Source organism: Zoogloea sp. JDB1 (genome assembly GCF_056724025.1).
Window position 1 is genome coordinate 3,058,513 of sequence record NZ_CM161496.1, and the last position, 14,952, is coordinate 3,073,464.

The 14,952-nt window shown below is 65.6% G+C and carries 18 protein-coding genes; all 18 read right to left on the reverse strand.

What is annotated here, in order from left to right:
- Window positions 1-25 precede the first annotated feature (25 nt).
- Window positions 26-454: a DUF1841 family protein gene (locus tag AC1PPK_RS13695; protein ID WP_481113608.1), complete on the reverse strand. Its 429-nt coding sequence runs from the start codon at window positions 452-454 to the stop codon at window positions 26-28.
- Between the two features lie 74 nt (window positions 455-528).
- Window positions 529-1,161 (reverse strand): endonuclease III, encoded by a 633-nt coding sequence (gene nth, locus AC1PPK_RS13700; RefSeq protein ID WP_481118217.1) that lies wholly within the window; start codon window positions 1,159-1,161, stop codon window positions 529-531.
- Between the two features lie 8 nt (window positions 1,162-1,169).
- The gene (locus tag AC1PPK_RS13705) at window positions 1,170-1,868 is read right to left on the reverse strand and encodes an electron transport complex subunit E (protein WP_481113609.1); all 699 of its coding nucleotides are present in this window, start codon (window positions 1,866-1,868) and stop codon (window positions 1,170-1,172) included.
- 15 nt (window positions 1,869-1,883) lie between these two features.
- Window positions 1,884-2,543, reverse strand: coding sequence for an electron transport complex subunit RsxG (gene rsxG / locus AC1PPK_RS13710; RefSeq protein ID WP_481113610.1), 660 nt, complete (start codon window positions 2,541-2,543; stop codon window positions 1,884-1,886).
- Window positions 2,544-2,545: 2 nt separating this feature from the next.
- On the reverse strand, window positions 2,546-3,568 hold the full coding sequence (locus tag AC1PPK_RS13715; RefSeq protein ID WP_481113611.1) for an RnfABCDGE type electron transport complex subunit D: 1,023 nt from the start codon (window positions 3,566-3,568) through the stop codon (window positions 2,546-2,548).
- An 18-nt stretch (window positions 3,569-3,586) separates the two neighbouring features.
- Window positions 3,587-5,278: an electron transport complex subunit RsxC gene (rsxC, locus tag AC1PPK_RS13720; protein WP_481113612.1), complete on the reverse strand. Its 1,692-nt coding sequence runs from the start codon at window positions 5,276-5,278 to the stop codon at window positions 3,587-3,589.
- On the reverse strand, window positions 5,278-5,829 hold the full coding sequence (gene rsxB, locus AC1PPK_RS13725; RefSeq protein ID WP_481113613.1) for an electron transport complex subunit RsxB: 552 nt from the start codon (window positions 5,827-5,829) through the stop codon (window positions 5,278-5,280). Before rsxB ends, rsxC begins: the two co-directional genes overlap by 1 nt.
- A 23-nt stretch (window positions 5,830-5,852) precedes the next feature.
- A complete protein-coding gene (gene rsxA, locus AC1PPK_RS13730; RefSeq protein ID WP_481113614.1) occupies window positions 5,853-6,437 on the reverse strand; it encodes an electron transport complex subunit RsxA in 585 nt (194 codons plus the stop codon).
- A 98-nt stretch (window positions 6,438-6,535) separates the two neighbouring features.
- Window positions 6,536-7,549 (reverse strand): quinone-dependent dihydroorotate dehydrogenase, encoded by a 1,014-nt coding sequence (locus AC1PPK_RS13735; RefSeq protein ID WP_481113615.1) that lies wholly within the window; start codon window positions 7,547-7,549, stop codon window positions 6,536-6,538.
- A gap of 54 nt (window positions 7,550-7,603) precedes the next feature.
- The gene (locus AC1PPK_RS13740) at window positions 7,604-8,077 is read right to left on the reverse strand and encodes a hypothetical protein (RefSeq protein ID WP_481113616.1); all 474 of its coding nucleotides are present in this window, start codon (window positions 8,075-8,077) and stop codon (window positions 7,604-7,606) included.
- 10 nt (window positions 8,078-8,087) lie between these two features.
- Window positions 8,088-8,828, reverse strand: coding sequence for an arginyltransferase (locus tag AC1PPK_RS13745; RefSeq protein ID WP_481113617.1), 741 nt, complete (start codon window positions 8,826-8,828; stop codon window positions 8,088-8,090).
- Between the two features lie 4 nt (window positions 8,829-8,832).
- Window positions 8,833-9,537 carry a leucyl/phenylalanyl-tRNA--protein transferase gene (gene aat, locus AC1PPK_RS13750; RefSeq protein ID WP_481113618.1) on the reverse strand — a complete coding sequence of 235 codons (705 nt, stop codon included), beginning with the start codon at window positions 9,535-9,537 and terminating at the stop codon, window positions 8,833-8,835.
- A 93-nt stretch (window positions 9,538-9,630) separates the two neighbouring features.
- On the reverse strand, window positions 9,631-10,167 hold the full coding sequence (locus AC1PPK_RS13755; RefSeq protein WP_481113619.1) for a C40 family peptidase: 537 nt from the start codon (window positions 10,165-10,167) through the stop codon (window positions 9,631-9,633).
- A gap of 250 nt (window positions 10,168-10,417) precedes the next feature.
- Window positions 10,418-11,248 (reverse strand): phosphoserine phosphatase SerB, encoded by an 831-nt coding sequence (gene serB, locus AC1PPK_RS13760; protein ID WP_481113620.1) that lies wholly within the window; start codon window positions 11,246-11,248, stop codon window positions 10,418-10,420.
- Entirely contained in the window at window positions 11,248-12,324 is a 1,077-nt protein-coding gene (locus AC1PPK_RS13765) for a 3-deoxy-7-phosphoheptulonate synthase (protein WP_481113621.1), read from the reverse strand. Before AC1PPK_RS13765 ends, serB begins: the two co-directional genes overlap by 1 nt.
- Window positions 12,325-12,360: 36 nt before the next feature.
- On the reverse strand, window positions 12,361-13,014 hold the full coding sequence (locus tag AC1PPK_RS13770; RefSeq protein ID WP_481113622.1) for a pyrimidine 5'-nucleotidase: 654 nt from the start codon (window positions 13,012-13,014) through the stop codon (window positions 12,361-12,363).
- On the reverse strand, window positions 13,011-13,895 hold the full coding sequence (locus AC1PPK_RS13775) for a methyltransferase domain-containing protein (RefSeq protein ID WP_481113623.1): 885 nt from the start codon (window positions 13,893-13,895) through the stop codon (window positions 13,011-13,013). Before AC1PPK_RS13775 ends, AC1PPK_RS13770 begins: the two co-directional genes overlap by 4 nt.
- Before the next feature lie 13 nt (window positions 13,896-13,908).
- Window positions 13,909-14,901, reverse strand: a complete 993-nt coding sequence (gene bioB, locus AC1PPK_RS13780) for a biotin synthase BioB (protein ID WP_481113624.1) — start codon at window positions 14,899-14,901, stop codon at window positions 13,909-13,911.
- Window positions 14,902-14,952 lie beyond the last annotated feature (51 nt).

Here is a 14,952-nt window from a genome sequence, read left to right on the forward strand (position 1 = left end):
CGCTTCATTGCATCGGGCAAGAGCTTCAGCTTGTGGCGCGCTTGCGCACCGCTTCCACGTAGGCGCGGCCATCCAGCGGAGCCTTGTCGCGCTGGGCTTTCCAGATGGTTTCGCCAAGGCATTCGAGCACGTCGTGCAGCGCAGCGTGGCGGTCGCCGTGGCGGGCTTGGCACTGCTCGAAGGCTTCGCGGATGCCCGGTGGCTGGTTGATCGACAGCTGCTCTTCAATGGCCAGATGCAGGGACAGGTGCAGGAAGGGATTGACCTGTCCGTCTTCGGGGCTGAAGTCCTTCATCACCGCGTCCGGATCTTCCAGCAGCGCGTGGTATTCCGGGTGGTGGGCCACCAAGTCGGCGGCGATGATCTCGAGCTGGGTCAGGACTTCGCGGTTCTTGTGCTTGCTCCAGGCGCTGACGAAGAACTGGCGGGCCTGGTCACGGGAGGGATCGAACATGATTGTTGGGGGGAGATGAGGTTTTATTGGAGGTGTCGTTGCGGCCGCGGCCGGGACGGCGGCCGGTGCTGTGTTCAGTCCGTCTTGTCGCGGTACAGGCACAGGTCGCGGATGATGCATTCGCCGCACTTGGGTTTGCGCGCGACGCACACGTAGCGGCCGTGGAGGATCAGCCAGTGGTGGGCGTCGCGCATGTATTCCTTGGGGATGCGGCGCAGCAGGCGCTTCTCCACTTCCAGCACGTCCTTGCCGGGGGCCAGGCCAGTGCGGTTGGCGAGGCGGAAGATATGGGTGTCCACGGCCATCGTCGGTTCGCCGAAGATGGTGTTGAGGACTACGTTGGCTGTCTTGCGGCCGACGCCGGGCAGGGCTTCCAGGGCCTCGCGGTCGTTGGGCACTTCGCCGGCGTGGCGCTCCAGCAGCTGGCGGGACAGGGCCAGGGTGTTCTTGGCCTTGTTGCGGAACAGGCCGATGGTCTTGATCTGCTCGGCGATGCCTTCCTCGCCCAGATCGGCCATGGCTTCCGGCGTCGGGGCCAGCGCGAAGAGCTTGCGGGTGGCGATGTTGACGCCCTTGTCGGTGGCCTGGGCGGACAGCACCACGGCCACCAGCAGCTGGTAGGGCGTCGCGTATTCGAGCTCGGTAGTTGGGTTCGGGTTGGCTTCGCGCAGGCGGCGGAAGGCTTCGGCCACGGCGGCCAAGCGCATGTCGGGCATCAGGCGGGCTCGGCGGAGGTGGGTTCGGGGGCCTGCGGGGCCGGCGGATTGCTGCGTGCCCGGGCCTGGCGGCGGGCTTCCAGCCAGTTGCGGCCGGCGATCAGGCAGCCCAGCGCGAAGAAGGCGCCGGGCGGGAGGATGAAGGTCAGAAAGCCGGGGTAGTCGCCACCGAAGACCTCGATCTCATGGGCACCGGGGATGACCATCTCGATGCCTGAGAAGAGGGTGCCGTTGCCGATCAGCTCGCGCATAGCGCCGAGCACGGTGAGCACCATCGTCGCGCCGAGGCCCATCGCGGCGCCGTCCAGTGTGGAGGCCAGAGGCTCGTTCTTGGCGGCGAAGGCTTCGATACGGGCCAGCACGATGCAGTTGGTGACGATCAGCGGGATGAAGATGCCGAGCACCAGGTAAAGGGAGTGCAGGTAGGCGTTCATCGCCAGATCCACCACGGTGGTCAGCGCGGCGATGATCAGGATGAACACCGGGATGCGGATCTCGTAGGGGATGAAGTTGCGCAGCAGCGAGGAGGCCAGATTGGACATGGCCATCACCAGCACGGTGGCAAGGCCCAGGCTGACGGCGTTGACGATGCTGGTGGTGATGGCCAGCGTCGGGCACATGCCGAGGATCTGCACGACGCCGGGGTTTTGTTTCCACCAGCCGTTCCAGGCGATGTCGCGATAGGCACGCAAGTCCATGGTTGTCGCTCCTTGTCAGAGGGATGCGCCGGTGGCCGCGCTGAACAGGCGGTCACGGTTGGCGGCGGCATAGCGGGCGGCGCGGGCGACGGCGTTGGTCACCGCGCGGGCGCTGATGGTGGCGCCGGCATGGCTGTTGATCTGGCCACCGTCCTTCTTCACCTTCCAGGCATCGAGGGGCTGCGCAGCGGGACTCAGGCCGGCGAACTGGTCGATCCACGGGTTTTTCTTGTCCTTGTCCTTCTTCGGGTCAATGTAGTCGCCGAGGCCGGGGGTTTCCCGGTGGGCTACGACGCGCACGCCATTGATGGTGCCGTCCGGGCGGATCGCGACGATCAGGTCGATGTTGCCGCTGTAGCCGTCGGGTGCAGTGGCTTCGAGCAGTAGCCCGGCGGGCGCGCCGGCCTTACGGGCGCGATAGACGCGGCCGCCGTGGTCGAGTCCCAGTTCGCGGACCGGGCCGAGCTGCACGTAGTCGTCCAGCAGCGTGTTGTCGTAGGCGTCGGAGGCCAGCACTTCGGTAACGAGCTTCATCTTCTCGTCGTTGGAGGAGGCGGCGATCTGCTCGTGGGTGGCTTCGTAGGTGAAGGCCATCAGTGCCGTGAAGGCAGCGGTGAAGGCCATCATTGCGCCGGCGGTCCGGGTGGACAGGCCCAGGATGGTCGATTGGCTCATGCTCAATCCTTCTTGTGGCCGAAGACCGGGGCCTGGGTGTTCATGTCGATCAGCGGCACGCACAGGTTCATCAGCAGCGTGGCGAAGGCGACTCCGTCCGGGTAGGCGCCGAAGGCGCGGATCACGAAGGTCAGTACGCCAGCGCCGGCAGCGAACAGCAGCTTGCCGCGGGGTGTGGTGGCGCCGGACACCGGGTCGGTGAGGATAAAGAAGGCGCCCAGCATGGCGCCGCCGGAGGCCAGGTGGAAGACTGGCGAGGCGAAGCCCTCGGGGCGGACTGCCCACAGCAGGCCGGCCGAGGCGGCCAGCGCCAGGCAGAAGGCGCCGGGTATGTGCCAGGTGATGATGCGCCGCTGCAGCAGCCACAGGCCACCGAGCAGGAAGCCGAGGGCCACCCATTCGCCGCCCTTGCCGCCGAGCATGCCGTAGGCAGGGCCGTCCATCAGCTGGGAAGCGCGCAGGCCGTGGAGCTGGGAGTCCGGATTGGCGGCGGCGCGCAGCGCGGTACGCAGCGCGTCGAGGGGCGTCGCGCCGGTGATTGCGTCCACCTGGCGTGCGCCGCCGAAGATCAGCTGCAACTGGGTGTTGAAATCCAGCTGGCCGGCAGCCGGCCACTGGGACATCAGCGCCGGGTAGGCGACGATCATCAGGCAGAAGGCTGCCATCGCCGGGTTGAAGGGGTTCTGGCCGAGGCCGCCGTAGAGTTGCTTGACGACTACGATGGCCAGCAGCGTGGCGGTGACGGTGAGCCACCAGGGCACGATGGGCGGGAAGGTGAGGGCGATCAGCCAGGCGGTGACGATGGCCGACAAGTCGCTGAGGAACAGGGCCTTGGGCTTGCCGCGGATCGCCAGCATGGCGGCTTCGCCGGCCAGCGCAGCGGCTGAGGCGAGGGCGATCTGCACGAGGATGCCGGCGCCGAAGAACCACACGTAGGCGGCGATGCCGGGCACGAGGGCCAGCAGCACCTGCAGCATGACTTGCTGGACGCTGGCCGGTTTGCGGACGAAGGGGGAATTGATCATCGGTGTGGGTGGCCTGGGTCAGGCGTCCGGAGTCGGGGGCGTGGCGGCGGCCCGGCGGGCTTCGATGGCGTCGATGTCGGCCCGGGTTTCGGCGCTGAGCTGTTCGGTGTTCTTCGGTGCGACCTGGGCCTTTTGCTGGCGGGCTTTCTCCATCGCGGCGGCGATCAGCGCGCGCTTGGTGTCTTCGGCTGATGGGGCGGCCGGCTTGGCTGTCTCGGACGCCTCAGCAGCAGGGCTGGCCGCGCCGGCCGGGCCTTCGGCGGCGATCTTCTCGCGGGTCGCGGCGGCCTTGGCGGCGAGCTTTTCGGCTTTCTCCTGCTTTTCCCGTTCCTGGCGGAAGTTCTTGAACTCGAAGCGGTCGCGGGCGGCGTCGGAGGCTTCCTTGTCGCGCTCGCGGGCCCAGATCTCGCTCTTCGAGAAGCGGAAGTAGTCCACCAGCGGAATGTGGGACGGGCAGACGAAGCTGCAGCAGCCGCATTCGATGCAGTCGAAGAGGTGGTATTCCTGGGCCTTGCCGAAGTTCTTCGAGCGTGAGAACCAGTACATCTCGAAGGGGGCGAGGTCGGCCGGGCAGGCCTTGGCGCATTCGCCGCAGCGGATGCACGGCATCTCCGCTGGCGGGGGCGGGAACAGGGCAGGGCTGCCGACCAGGATACAGTTGGTGGCCTTGACCACTGGCACGTTGAACGCTGGCATCCGAACGCCCATCATCGGACCGCCCATGATGTAGCGGTCGCTGTCGGGGCGGGCGCCGGACTGGCGCACCACGTGGTCCATCGGCGTGCCGATGAGGACCTCGTAGTTGCGTGGCCGGTCCACGTTGCCGGCCACGGTGACGACGCGGGAGATCAGCGGGCGGCCGAGCTCCAAGGCTTCGTAGATGCTGTAGGCGGTGCCGACGTTGAAGCACTGCACGCCGAAATCAGTGGAGCGGCGGCCGTGGGGCACCTCGATGCCAGTCAGCACGCGGATCAGCTGCTTGGCGCCACCGGCTGGGTAGCGGGTGGGGATGGCGACGGCCTCGATACCCGACTGACCGCTGGCGGCGATGGCGGCCTGCACCGCGGCGACGGCTTCTGGCTTGTTGTCCTCGATGCCGATCAGCACCTCCTCGGCCTGCAGCATGTGACGCATGGCGACGATGCCCTTCAGCATGTCGGCGGCGCGTTCGCGCATCAGGAGATCGTCGCAGGTGATGAAGGGCTCGCACTCGGCGCCGTTGATGACCAGGGTCTTGAGGCGGCCTTCCTTGCCGGGCTTGAGCTTGGCGTAGCTCGGGAAGACCGCGCCGCCGAGGCCCACGACGCCGGCGTCACGCAGGAAGTCGCGCAGTTCGTCGGGAGGCGTCGTGCGGTAATTGACCTTGTCCAGTTCGCCCCAGCGGTCCTCGCCGTCCGGCTCGATAAGCACCGACAGCGTGGTGAGGCCGGAGGTGTGCGGCATCAGCGCGGGCACCACGTCGCGCACGATGCCGGAGGTGGAGGCATGCACGGCCGACGACAGGCTGCCGTCGGCACCGCCGATGCGCTGGCCCTTGAAGACCTTGTCGCCGGGCGCCACCAGCGGGCGCGGATGGCCGCCGACCGCCTGGTGCAGCGGTATCACCAATCGATCGGGCAGCGGCACCTGCGCGATCGGCTGGGTGGTGGATTCGGTCTTGTTGGTTTGCGGCTTGACGCCGCCGTGGAACTTGAAGAGTTTGCGCAGCATCAGGCGGCCTGCTTGATCTGGATGACCGGGTAGCGCCATTTCCAGGTATCGATGTTCTCGACGATGGGCTCCATGGCGATGCAATCCACCGGGCACGGGGCGATGCACAGCTCGCAGCCGGTGCATTCGCCGGCGACGACGGTGTGCAACTGCTTGGCTGCGCCGACGATGGCGTCCACCGGGCAAGCCTGGATGCACAAGGTGCAGCCGATGCAGGTGTTCTCGTCGATCACCGCGACGGACTTGGGTTTCTCGACGCCGTGTTCTTCGGACAGGGCCTTGAACTCGCGGCCGAGCAGGTCGGCGAGCTTGCGGATGCCTTCCTCGCCGCCCGGCGGGCACTGGTTGATCTCCGCTTCACCGGAGGCGATGGCGGTGGCGTAGGGGCGGCAGCCGGGAAAGCCGCACTGCCCGCACTGGGTCTGCGGCAGGATGGCGTCGATCTTTTCGACCAGCGGGTCGCCCTCGACCTTGAACTTGAGCGAGGCGTAGCCGAGCAGGGCCCCGAGCACCAGGGCGACGGCGGTCATCACGAGAAGGGCGGTGAGCATGGCGAGGCGGAGAGCGGAAAAGGTCAGCGGTACTTGTCGAGGCCGGCGAAGCCCATGAAGGCCAGGCTCATCAGACCGCCGGTGATCATCGCGATGGCCGTGCCCTTGAAGGGGGCGGGCACGTCGGCACCATCCAGGCGTTCGCGGATGCCGGCGAACAGCACCAGCGCCAGCGAGAAGCCGACTGAGCTGCCGAAGCCGAACAGCAGGGACTCGACCAGATCGTGGCGCAGGGACACGTTGAGCAGCGGCACGCCGAGCACCGCGCAGTTGGTGGTGATCAGTGGCAGGTAGATGCCCAGCACCTGGTACATGACCGGGCTGGTTTTCTGGATGACCAGTTCGGTGACCTGCACGATGGCTGCGATGATGACGATGAAGGCCAGCGTGCGCAGGTATTCGACGCCGGTCGGGATCAGCACGTAGTGGTCGATGAGGTAGCTGGTGCCACAGCCGAGGGTCAGCACGAAGGTGGTGGCGGCGCCCATGCCCATCGCCGCATCCAGCTTCTTGGACACGCCCATGAATGGGCACAGGCCGAGGATGCGGACGAGGACGACGTTATTCACCAGAACCGCGCCGAGGATCACGAAAAGGTAGCTGCTCATGGCTGTCGGTGTCGGAGTGACGATAAGTTGGGATTATCCCGCGCCGGCCGCGCCGTACTCAAGCCCGCGATGAGCGGTATTGCGGCCGGCGCGCGGCTTCAGGCGAAGTCCTTGGTTTCCTCTACGGCTTCGCGTACGAGGGCCGGGCCGCGGTAGATCAGGCCGCTGTAGATCTGCACCAGCTTGGCGCCAGCCTCCAGCTTGGCGCGGGCCTGACGGCCATCGAAGACGCCGCCGGCAGCGATGATCGGGACTTCATCCTGCAGCGCCTTGGCGAGGGCCGCGACGACGACGGTGGATGCCTCGAACAGCGGCGCGCCTGACAGGCCGCCCTGCTGGTCACCGTAGCGGATGCCCTGCACCTTGTCGCGGGCCAGCGTGGTGTTGGTGGCGATCACCGCGTCGATACGGTGGCGGCGCAGCGCGTCGGCGATGTTGGTGATCTGGCTGTCGTCCAGGTCCGGTGCGATCTTGAGGGTGATCGGCACGTAGCGGCCATGCTTGTCGGCCAGTTGGGCCTGGCGTGCCTTGAGCTGGCCGAGCAGCGCGTCGAGCTCCGACTCGCCCTGCAGCTGGCGCAGGTTCTTGGTGTTGGGCGACGAGATGTTGACGGTGATGTAGCTGGCCAGCGGATAGGCTTTGTTGAGGCCGATCAGGTAGTCGTCGGCGGCCCGCTCGATCGGCGTGTCGGCGTTCTTGCCGATGTTGATGCCGAGGATGCCTTTGTATTTGGCGGCCTCCACGTTTCCGATCAGCGCATCGATACCGTGGTTGTTGAAGCCCATTCGGTTGATGATGCCCTTCACTTCGGGCAGGCGGAACATGCGCGGCTTGGGGTTGCCGGGCTGGGCGCGCGGGGTGATGGTGCCGATTTCGATGAAACCGAAACCCATGCGGGCCAGGCCGTCGATGATCTCGCCGTTCTTGTCGAGGCCGGCGGCCATGCCGATGCGGTTCGGAAATTGCAGGCCCATGACCTCTACCGGCTTGGCGGGGAGCGGCTTCCCGGCCGGCAGGAGGCGACCGGCGAGGTTCAGGCCGGCGAGGGCGGTTTCGTGGGCGGTCTCCGCGTCGAGGGAGAAGAAAATGGGGCGTGCGAGTTCGTAGAGCATCCCGCATTCTACCGCAGCGCGGCAAAGTGCTGTTTCTAAACCCTGTTTCGGGTTTCAGTCGAGGGCGAGGCGAAATTGCAGACCGAGGTAGCCGCTGTAGCCGGGCAGGTTGGGCAAGGCGACGAGGTTGGCGCCCACGCGGCCGAATTCTGCGGAGACGGTTGGGATAACCAGTACCGGCGACGGGTAGCCGGTGCCGACCAAGCCGAAGGCGCCGAAGCGGAACGGGCCGGCCTGCAGGGGCATCCAGCGGGCGCCGGCGTAAAAGGTGTTTCGGTCGTAGCTGTTGCGGAAGTAGCCGGCGGTGGCAACCCATGGGGTGCCTGTGAAGGCGCGTTCGAAGCCCGCGCCCGGATTGAATTCGCGCCAGTCGCGGCGGTCGGGTTGAAAGTGATGGGATACGCCCGAGACGGTGAGCCAGTCCTGATGAGGTGCGTTCTGGAAGTCGTCGAGGCTGGGCGTGGCTGTGGCAATACTGGCGCAGACTAGCAAGGGCGCGGCTGCTGCCATGCGTGGCAGAAAGTGCATCGGGAGGGTCTCAGTCGAGTTTGTCGAGATCGGCGTCAGCGAGGGTTTGCCACTGGCCGCCGATGCGTCCCTGGATCGGGCGGAAGCGCGCTTTGTAGGCCATCTTGCGGCTGTCCCGGATCCAGTAGCCGAGGTAGAGGTAGGGCAGATTGAGCTGACGGCACACCTCGATCTGCCACAGGATGCCGAAAGTGCCGAGGCTGCCGCTGGTCCGATCCGGGTCGTAAAAAGTGTAAACGCTGGACAGGCCATCGGTCAGGCAGTCGATGACACTGACCATGCGCAGGATGCCGTTCTCGCGGAACTCGAGCAGGCGGCTGTCTACGTGGCTCTGCAGCAGGAAGTGGGCGTACTGCTCGCGGTTGTCCTGATCCATGCCGCCGCCGGCGTGGCGGGTCGCCTGGTAGCGCTGATAGAGGGCGTAGTGCTCCTCGATGAACTCCAGCGGCATCTCGCGCGGGAGCAGGTTGGCGTGGGCGGCCCAGGCGCGGCGCTGGCTGCGGTTGGGCGCGAAGCTGGCCACCGGGATGCGTACCGGAATGCACGAGCGGCAGGTGTCGCAGTAGGGGCGGTAGGTGAAGATGCCGCTGCGGCGGAAGCCGGAGCGCACCAGTTCGCTGTACAGCGGCGTGTCGATCAGGTGGCTGGGCGTGGCGACCTGGGAGCGGGCCTGGCGGTCCGGCAGGTAGGAACACGCGTAGGGCGCGGTGGCGTAGAACTGCAGCAGAGAGTAGGGATAGTCCTTCAGCATGGGGCTACGTCCAAGGGGCTTGCGCTCCGTTCATTGGCCAGCGTTCCAGGGGCGGGCCTTCCCGCGTGGCCTCGTCGAGCAGTTTGACGAAGGTTGCGCGCGGAATCTCCTGCCCGCCCAGCGAGGCCAGGTGCGAGGTCGTCATCTGGCAATCTAGCACGCGAAATTCCCGTTGCTCAAGGAAGCGGGTCAGGTGTGCAAAGGCGATCTTCGAGGCGTCGGTGCGCCGGCTGAACATTGATTCGCCGTAGAAGGCCCGGCCGAGCGCCATACCATACAGTCCGCCGGCTAGTTCGCCATCGATGTAAGTTTCGACCGAGTGGGCATAGCCGAGTTCGTGCATGCGGATGTAGGCCTCCTGGATCTCGGTTGTGATCCACGTGCCGCCGCCGGGGTCTCGCGGTGCGGCGCAGGCACGGATGACTGCCGGGAAATCGTGATCCAGGCGGACCTCGTAGGCGGCGTTGCGCAAGGTCTTGCGCAAGGAGCGGGTCAGGCGGACCTGGCTCGGGAAGACGACCATGCGGGGATCCGGGCTCCACCACAGGATCGGTTCGCCGTCGTTGAACCACGGGAAGATCCCGTGCCGATAGGCGGTGAGCAGCCATTCGGGAGTGAGTGCGCCGCCTGCAGCCAGCAGCCCGTTGGGCTCGCGCAGCGCTCGGGTGACCGATGGAAAGGCGGGTTTGTTGCCGAGCCAGGGAATCATGTCGGATCTGGTGCGGTATGAACCGGATCCGGACAGGATATCAGGCGCAAGCCGGAATGCGGCCCGCGCCGCGCGCTCGACGGGATTGCGTGTTCAGTTGGACTGCGGCTGGCGCGACTGGCCGTTGGGCAGTACCCGGCGGGCGCCGTCGTAGCGGGCCGCCCAGTAATCGAGGCGCATGTCTTCGACGCGGACCACGCCACCTGTAGAAGGCGCATGCACGAACTGGTAGTTGCCGAGGTAAATGCCCACGTGGGAGAAGGCGCGGCGCATCGTATTGAAGAACACCAGATCGCCCGGCTTAAGCTCTGCAAACTTGACCTGCTCGCCCATCTGGGACATTTCGGCGGCCGTGCGCGGCATGCCGAAACCGAGGGCGTCAGCAAACACCTTGCCGACAAAGCCACTGCAGTCAAATCCAGTGAGCGGGCTGGTGCCACCGAAGCGGTAAGGAACGCCAAGGAAGTTCAGGCTACGGTCGACCAGATTACGAATCGAATCGGTGTAGCGCTCGAACATGGAAGCCGGAAGGGCTTCGTCGCTGGCAGAATTGGAGGGCTCCGACGCAAGGACCGCGCCGGAACACGCGATCGCTACAAAAAAGCCGAGTATCGTCTTTTTGATAGGCATCAAATAACTATACCCAATGGATTGATCAGTGTAAAGATTTTCGACATACATTAAGTTGTGCCGTGCAGCATGTGCATTGCTGCACGGAGTTCCTGACAAAGCATCGCTAGTATCGGCTTCGCACTGGTCGCGAGCAGCAACGTTCAGGAGGCCGCGCGGGAGGCAGGTCGTACCGGTCGGCATGCCTCCATCGAAGGGCCCTTCGGCTTTCTGCAGCGACGCGCTCGTGCCAGTCGCACTAATTCCGCTGTCAGGCAAACAGGTTCAGGATGCCGTCGAGGCCGCTGTGGTTCAACGCGTAGGTGGCTTTTTCCCTGACGACCGGTTTGGCGTGATAGGCAATGCCGACGCCTGCTTCGGTGAGCATTGGCAGATCATTGGCCCCGTCGCCCGCGGCAATGACGCGGTCGGCAGTAAAGCCGCGCTGCTGGCAGAGCTGCAGCAGCGTCCGGCGCTTGACTTCCCCGTCTACCACCTCGCCCTTGACCCGTCCGGTCAGCCGTCCGTCCTCGACCTCCAACTCGTTGGCTACCGCGTAGTCGAAGCCCAGTTGTTGTTGCAGGCGTTCGGTGAAGTAGGTGAAGCCACCGGACACCAGCACCGTGATGATGCCCGCCTGCTTGAGGCCGGCAATCAGTGCCTCGGCGCCGGGATTGAGTTTGAGGCGCTCGCTGAAGACACGCTCAAGCGCCGCCACGGGAAGGCCAGCGAGCAGTGCGACACGGCGGGTCAGGGATTCGCAAAAATCCAGTTCGCCGCGCATCGCCGCTTCGGTTATCTCGGCGACTTCCGGCTTGAGGCCTTGCATGTCGGCGATTTCGTCGATGCACTCGATGGTGATCAGCGTCGAGTCCATGTCGGTGACGAACAGGCGGTAATCGGTCAGGCGCTGGTCCTCGGGCACGAAGGCGTAATCCAGTGCGTGCTGTTCGCAGTAGCCGGCTACGTCAGGGTGAGGCGTGGCGCGGAGCAGACGGAACGCAGTGTTGCTGATGCGGCCAATGCCTTCGGAGGCTGTCAGGGCGGCCAGATCCTTCAGGGCGCGGGTTTCGACCTGCAGTCCCTGCACGACGAGATTCATCAGGCGGCGCTCCGTTGGGCCAGGGCCTCGCGAAGGATGTCGCGGGTGTTACGGATCATCTCTTCGGTGGTGTTCCAGTCCACGCAGGCGTCGGTCACCGAGCAACCGTAGCGCAGCTCGCTGAGGTTGGCGGGGATCGGCTGGTTGCCGGCTTCGATGTTGCTCTCGATCATCAGGCCGACGATGGAGCGGTTGCCTTCGCGGATCTGATGCGCGACGTCACGCATGACCAGCGGCTGATAGTCGGGGTTCTTCCACGAGTTGGCGTGAGAGCAGTCGATGACGATGTTGGCTGGCAGCTTGGCCTTGACCAGCGCCTTTTCGGCTAGGGAAACCGATACCGTGTCGTAGTTTGGGCGTCCGCCGCCGCCGCGTAGCACGACGTGGCCGTACGGGTTGCCGCGGGTACGGATGATGGAGGACTGGCCCTCGCCGTTGATGCCAAGGAAACTGTGCGGGCTGGAGGCCGACAGGATGCCATTGACGGCAGCTTCGAGAGAGCCGTCGGTGCCGTTCTTGAAGCCGACCGGGGTGGACAGGCCAGAGGCCATTTCCCGGTGGGTCTGGGATTCGGAGGTGCGGGCGCCGATGGCGGTCCACGCGATCAGATCGCCATAGTATTGGGGCGCGATGGGATCCAGTGCTTCGGTGCCGGCGGGTAGTCCGGCTTCATTCACGTCGAGCAGGAAGCGACGGGCCTTCTCCATGCCTTCGTCGATGCGGAAGGAGTCATCCATATGGGGATCGTTGATGTAACCCTTCCAGCCCGTGGAGGTGCGAGGCTTCTCGAAATAGACCCGCATCACCAGTACCAGGGTGTCGGAGACCTCGTCGGCAAGCTTCTTGAGGCGGCAGGCGTAGTCCAGACCGGCGACCGGATCATGGATGGAGCAGGGGCCGACGACGACGAAAACCCGCGGATCCTTGCGGTCGAGAATGGCCTGCAGGGTTTGGCGGCCTTCGAGGACGACCTGCGCTGCCTTGTCGGTGAGCGGCACGCGGGCGGTGATTTCCTCGGGGGAGGGCATGCGGTCGAAGGCCGCGATGTTCAGGTTTTCGGTTTGGGCGAAGGGCATGGCGGACTCGCTGTGTGAGTAGCGGAATCCGGTATTTTACCCCGAAGCGCCGGATCTCATGGTATGGCGCATCAGTCCGAGCACGCTGGGTAGCTGGACGTCCACGTAATCGGGCTGGCGCAGGCTGCGGCTGATCCATACCGTGCGCATGCCGAGGCGCTTGGCGGTGCGCAGGTTTTCTGCGCTGTCCTCGACCAGGATGCAGCGTGCCGGGTTGAGGTGGTGGTCCTTGATGAGGTGCAGGAAGCCGCGGCGCTTGGGCTTGGGGTGGTAGCGCATCTGTTCGACCGCATAGACGTCGGCCAGCAGGTGGCGGATGCCCATGATGTCGAGCACGGCTTCGGCGTAGTGTCGCGGGCCGTTGGAGAAGACGATCTTCTTGCCTGGCAGGCGGCGCAGCAGGTGGCGCAGCGCGTTGTCGAAGACGACCATCCGCGACAAGTCGGGAAACTGGTGGGTATCGTGCAGGAAATGCCGTGGGTCGGTGCCGTGGTGGCGCATCAGGCCGGTGAGGGTGGCGCCGTAGCGGCGCCAGTAATCCACGCGCAGCCGGTTGGCCGCCGCTTCGTCCAGATCAAGCTGATGCATGAGGTAGGCCGTCATGCTCCGATTGATGTGCGGGAAGATGTGCGGACTGGCGTTGTGCAGCGTGTTGTCGAGGTCGAACAGCCAGACGGGATGCATGCTCACGCGGGTTTGCGCTCGAAACGGATGATGGCGCGGCCGTCGTCGGCGACCTTTGGGGCGGCCTTCCATGCGTGGCCGTATACGACTTCGACGGTGGCCGGCAGGCGGCCGTCCCGACGCAGCTTTTCGTAGTTGGCGCGCAGGGCTTCCCAGTGGCGTTTGCCAACCAGCCCGTGCGGTCGGGTGAGTGCGGCGTTGTTGGAGCCGCTGACGCGAAGGTCGCGGAACAGGTCATCCAGCTTGGTGTAGGTGACGGTGAGCATTTCCATGTCCATCACTGGATCGGAGAAGCCAGCGCCGACGAGGGCGTCGCCCAGGTCGTGCATGTCGATGAAGCGGTGCAGGTGCTCGGCATCCGACGGCGGCTGTGCGGCGCGTAGCTCCTTCAGGGTGTCAGGGCCGAGGGTGGCGAACATCAGCATGCCGCCCACCTCCAGCACTCGGTGGATTTCCTTCAGGGCCGGCAGCGGATCGTGCAGCCACTGCAGCATCAGGTTGGACCAGGCCAGCGAAACGCTGCCGCGGGCCAGCGGCAGTGCTGCGGCATCAGCGCAGACGAAGTCGGGATCGGACGGCTTGCCGAAACGCATGATGCGCTTGAGCAGGCCGCGTTCGCCGCGGGCCTGGGCAAGCATGGCCGGTGAAACATCCACCGCGACGCGCGGGATGTCGGGATAGCGCGCGGTAAAGCCCGGCAGATCGGCGCCGGGGCCGCAACCCAGGTCAAGGACGCGCTTCGGCTCGATGCGGATGTAGTCGAGGCGCTCGGCCATGCGCCGGGAGATCTCCCGGGCCAGGGTGTCGACGCTGGCGTAGCCGGCTGCCGCCCGCTCGGCCCGGCGCCGCACGAGGCGTGGGTCGAGCTGGAAGTCCGGCATGGTCATGGGGGGCGGTCGCTCAGAAGGACGTGAGGCCGAGACGGGCGAACAGCTTGTCGTCGGCGTCGGCGTCCGGGTTGTCGGTGGTCAGCAGGCGCTCGCCGTAGAAGATCGAGTTGGCGCCGGCCATGAAGCACAGGGCTTGCACCGCGTCGCCGAGTTCCTGCCGGCCGGCGGATAGACGCACGTAGCTCTTGGGCATGGTGATGCGGGCGGCGGCGATCATGCGCACGAAGTCGAAGGGATCGATGGCTTCGTTGTTGCCGAGCGGCGTGCCTTCCACCTGGACCAGGTTGTTGATGGGCACGGAATCCGGCGGCGGGTTCATGTTGGCCAGTTCGGCGATCAGCGCGGCGCGGCTCTTCTTGGTTTCGCCGAGGCCGACGATGCCGCCGCAGCACACGTTGATGCCGGCGTCGCGTACCTTGTCGAGGGTGTCGAGGCGATCCTGCAGCGTGTGGGTGGTGATGATCTGGCCGTAGAATTCCGGCGAGGTGTCGATGTTGTGGTTGTAGTAGTCGAGACCAGCGTCCTTCAGCTGTTCGGCTTGACCGTCCTTCAGCATGCCGAGGGTGACGCAGGTTTCGAGGCCGAGCTTCTTGACTTCACGGACCATGTCCAGCACCGGGGCGAGGTCTTTTTCCTTCGGGCCGCGCCAGGCAGCGCCCATGCAGAAGCGGGAGGCGCCTTTGGCCTTGGCGGCGCGGGCGTTCTCGAGCACTTCGTTCAGCGGCAGCAGGGATTCCTTCTCGAGGCCGGTATCGTAGCGGGACGACTGGGAGCAGTAGCCGCAGTCCTCGGAGCAGCCGCCGGTCTTGATCGACAGCAGCGTGGAGCGCTGGACAGCGTTGGGCTCGAAATTTTCCCGGTGTACCTGCTGGGCACGGAAGACCAGGTCATTGAAGGGCAGGGCGAACAGGGCCTCGACTTCGGCGACGGTCCAGCGCTTGCGCGCGGGTGTGGTGGTGGTAGGAGCGCTCTCTGCGTGGGCGACGGTGGCGGTCATTGTCATGCACCCTTTTTTTGGCTGTAATTCAAAATTACGAAGCCTTTTAGTTTCCCT

Bases quoted from the DNA above. Each gene is read 5' to 3' on its own strand.
- rsxG (WP_481113610.1), bottom strand. From the start codon at position 2,543: ATGAGCCAATCGACCATCCTGGGCCTGTCCACCCGGACCGCCGGCGCA.
- AC1PPK_RS13735 (WP_481113615.1), bottom strand. From the start codon at position 7,549: ATGCTCTACGAACTCGCACGCCCCATTTTCTTCTCCCTCGACGCGGAG.
- AC1PPK_RS13695 (WP_481113608.1), bottom strand. From the start codon at position 454: ATGTTCGATCCCTCCCGTGACCAGGCCCGCCAGTTCTTCGTCAGCGCC.
- AC1PPK_RS13745 (WP_481113617.1), bottom strand. From the start codon at position 8,828: ATGCTGAAGGACTATCCCTACTCTCTGCTGCAGTTCTACGCCACCGCG.
- AC1PPK_RS13765 (WP_481113621.1), bottom strand. From the start codon at position 12,324: ATGCCCTTCGCCCAAACCGAAAACCTGAACATCGCGGCCTTCGACCGC.
- AC1PPK_RS13705 (WP_481113609.1), bottom strand. From the start codon at position 1,868: ATGGACTTGCGTGCCTATCGCGACATCGCCTGGAACGGCTGGTGGAAA.
- rsxB (WP_481113613.1), bottom strand. From the start codon at position 5,829: ATGCTCACCGCCCTTCTCGTGATGACCGCCGTCGCCCTGGTGCTCGGG.
- AC1PPK_RS13755 (WP_481113619.1), bottom strand. From the start codon at position 10,167: ATGCCTATCAAAAAGACGATACTCGGCTTTTTTGTAGCGATCGCGTGT.
- nth (WP_481118217.1), bottom strand. From the start codon at position 1,161: ATGCGCTTGGCCGCCGTGGCCGAAGCCTTCCGCCGCCTGCGCGAAGCC.
- serB (WP_481113620.1), bottom strand. From the start codon at position 11,248: ATGAATCTCGTCGTGCAGGGACTGCAGGTCGAAACCCGCGCCCTGAAG.
- rsxC (WP_481113612.1), bottom strand. From the start codon at position 5,278: ATGCTGCGCAAACTCTTCAAGTTCCACGGCGGCGTCAAGCCGCAAACC.
- AC1PPK_RS13775 (WP_481113623.1), bottom strand. From the start codon at position 13,895: ATGACCATGCCGGACTTCCAGCTCGACCCACGCCTCGTGCGGCGCCGG.
- AC1PPK_RS13740 (WP_481113616.1), bottom strand. From the start codon at position 8,077: ATGCACTTTCTGCCACGCATGGCAGCAGCCGCGCCCTTGCTAGTCTGC.
- AC1PPK_RS13715 (WP_481113611.1), bottom strand. From the start codon at position 3,568: ATGATCAATTCCCCCTTCGTCCGCAAACCGGCCAGCGTCCAGCAAGTC.
- rsxA (WP_481113614.1), bottom strand. From the start codon at position 6,437: ATGAGCAGCTACCTTTTCGTGATCCTCGGCGCGGTTCTGGTGAATAAC.
- bioB (WP_481113624.1), bottom strand. From the start codon at position 14,901: ATGACAATGACCGCCACCGTCGCCCACGCAGAGAGCGCTCCTACCACC.
- aat (WP_481113618.1), bottom strand. From the start codon at position 9,537: ATGATTCCCTGGCTCGGCAACAAACCCGCCTTTCCATCGGTCACCCGA.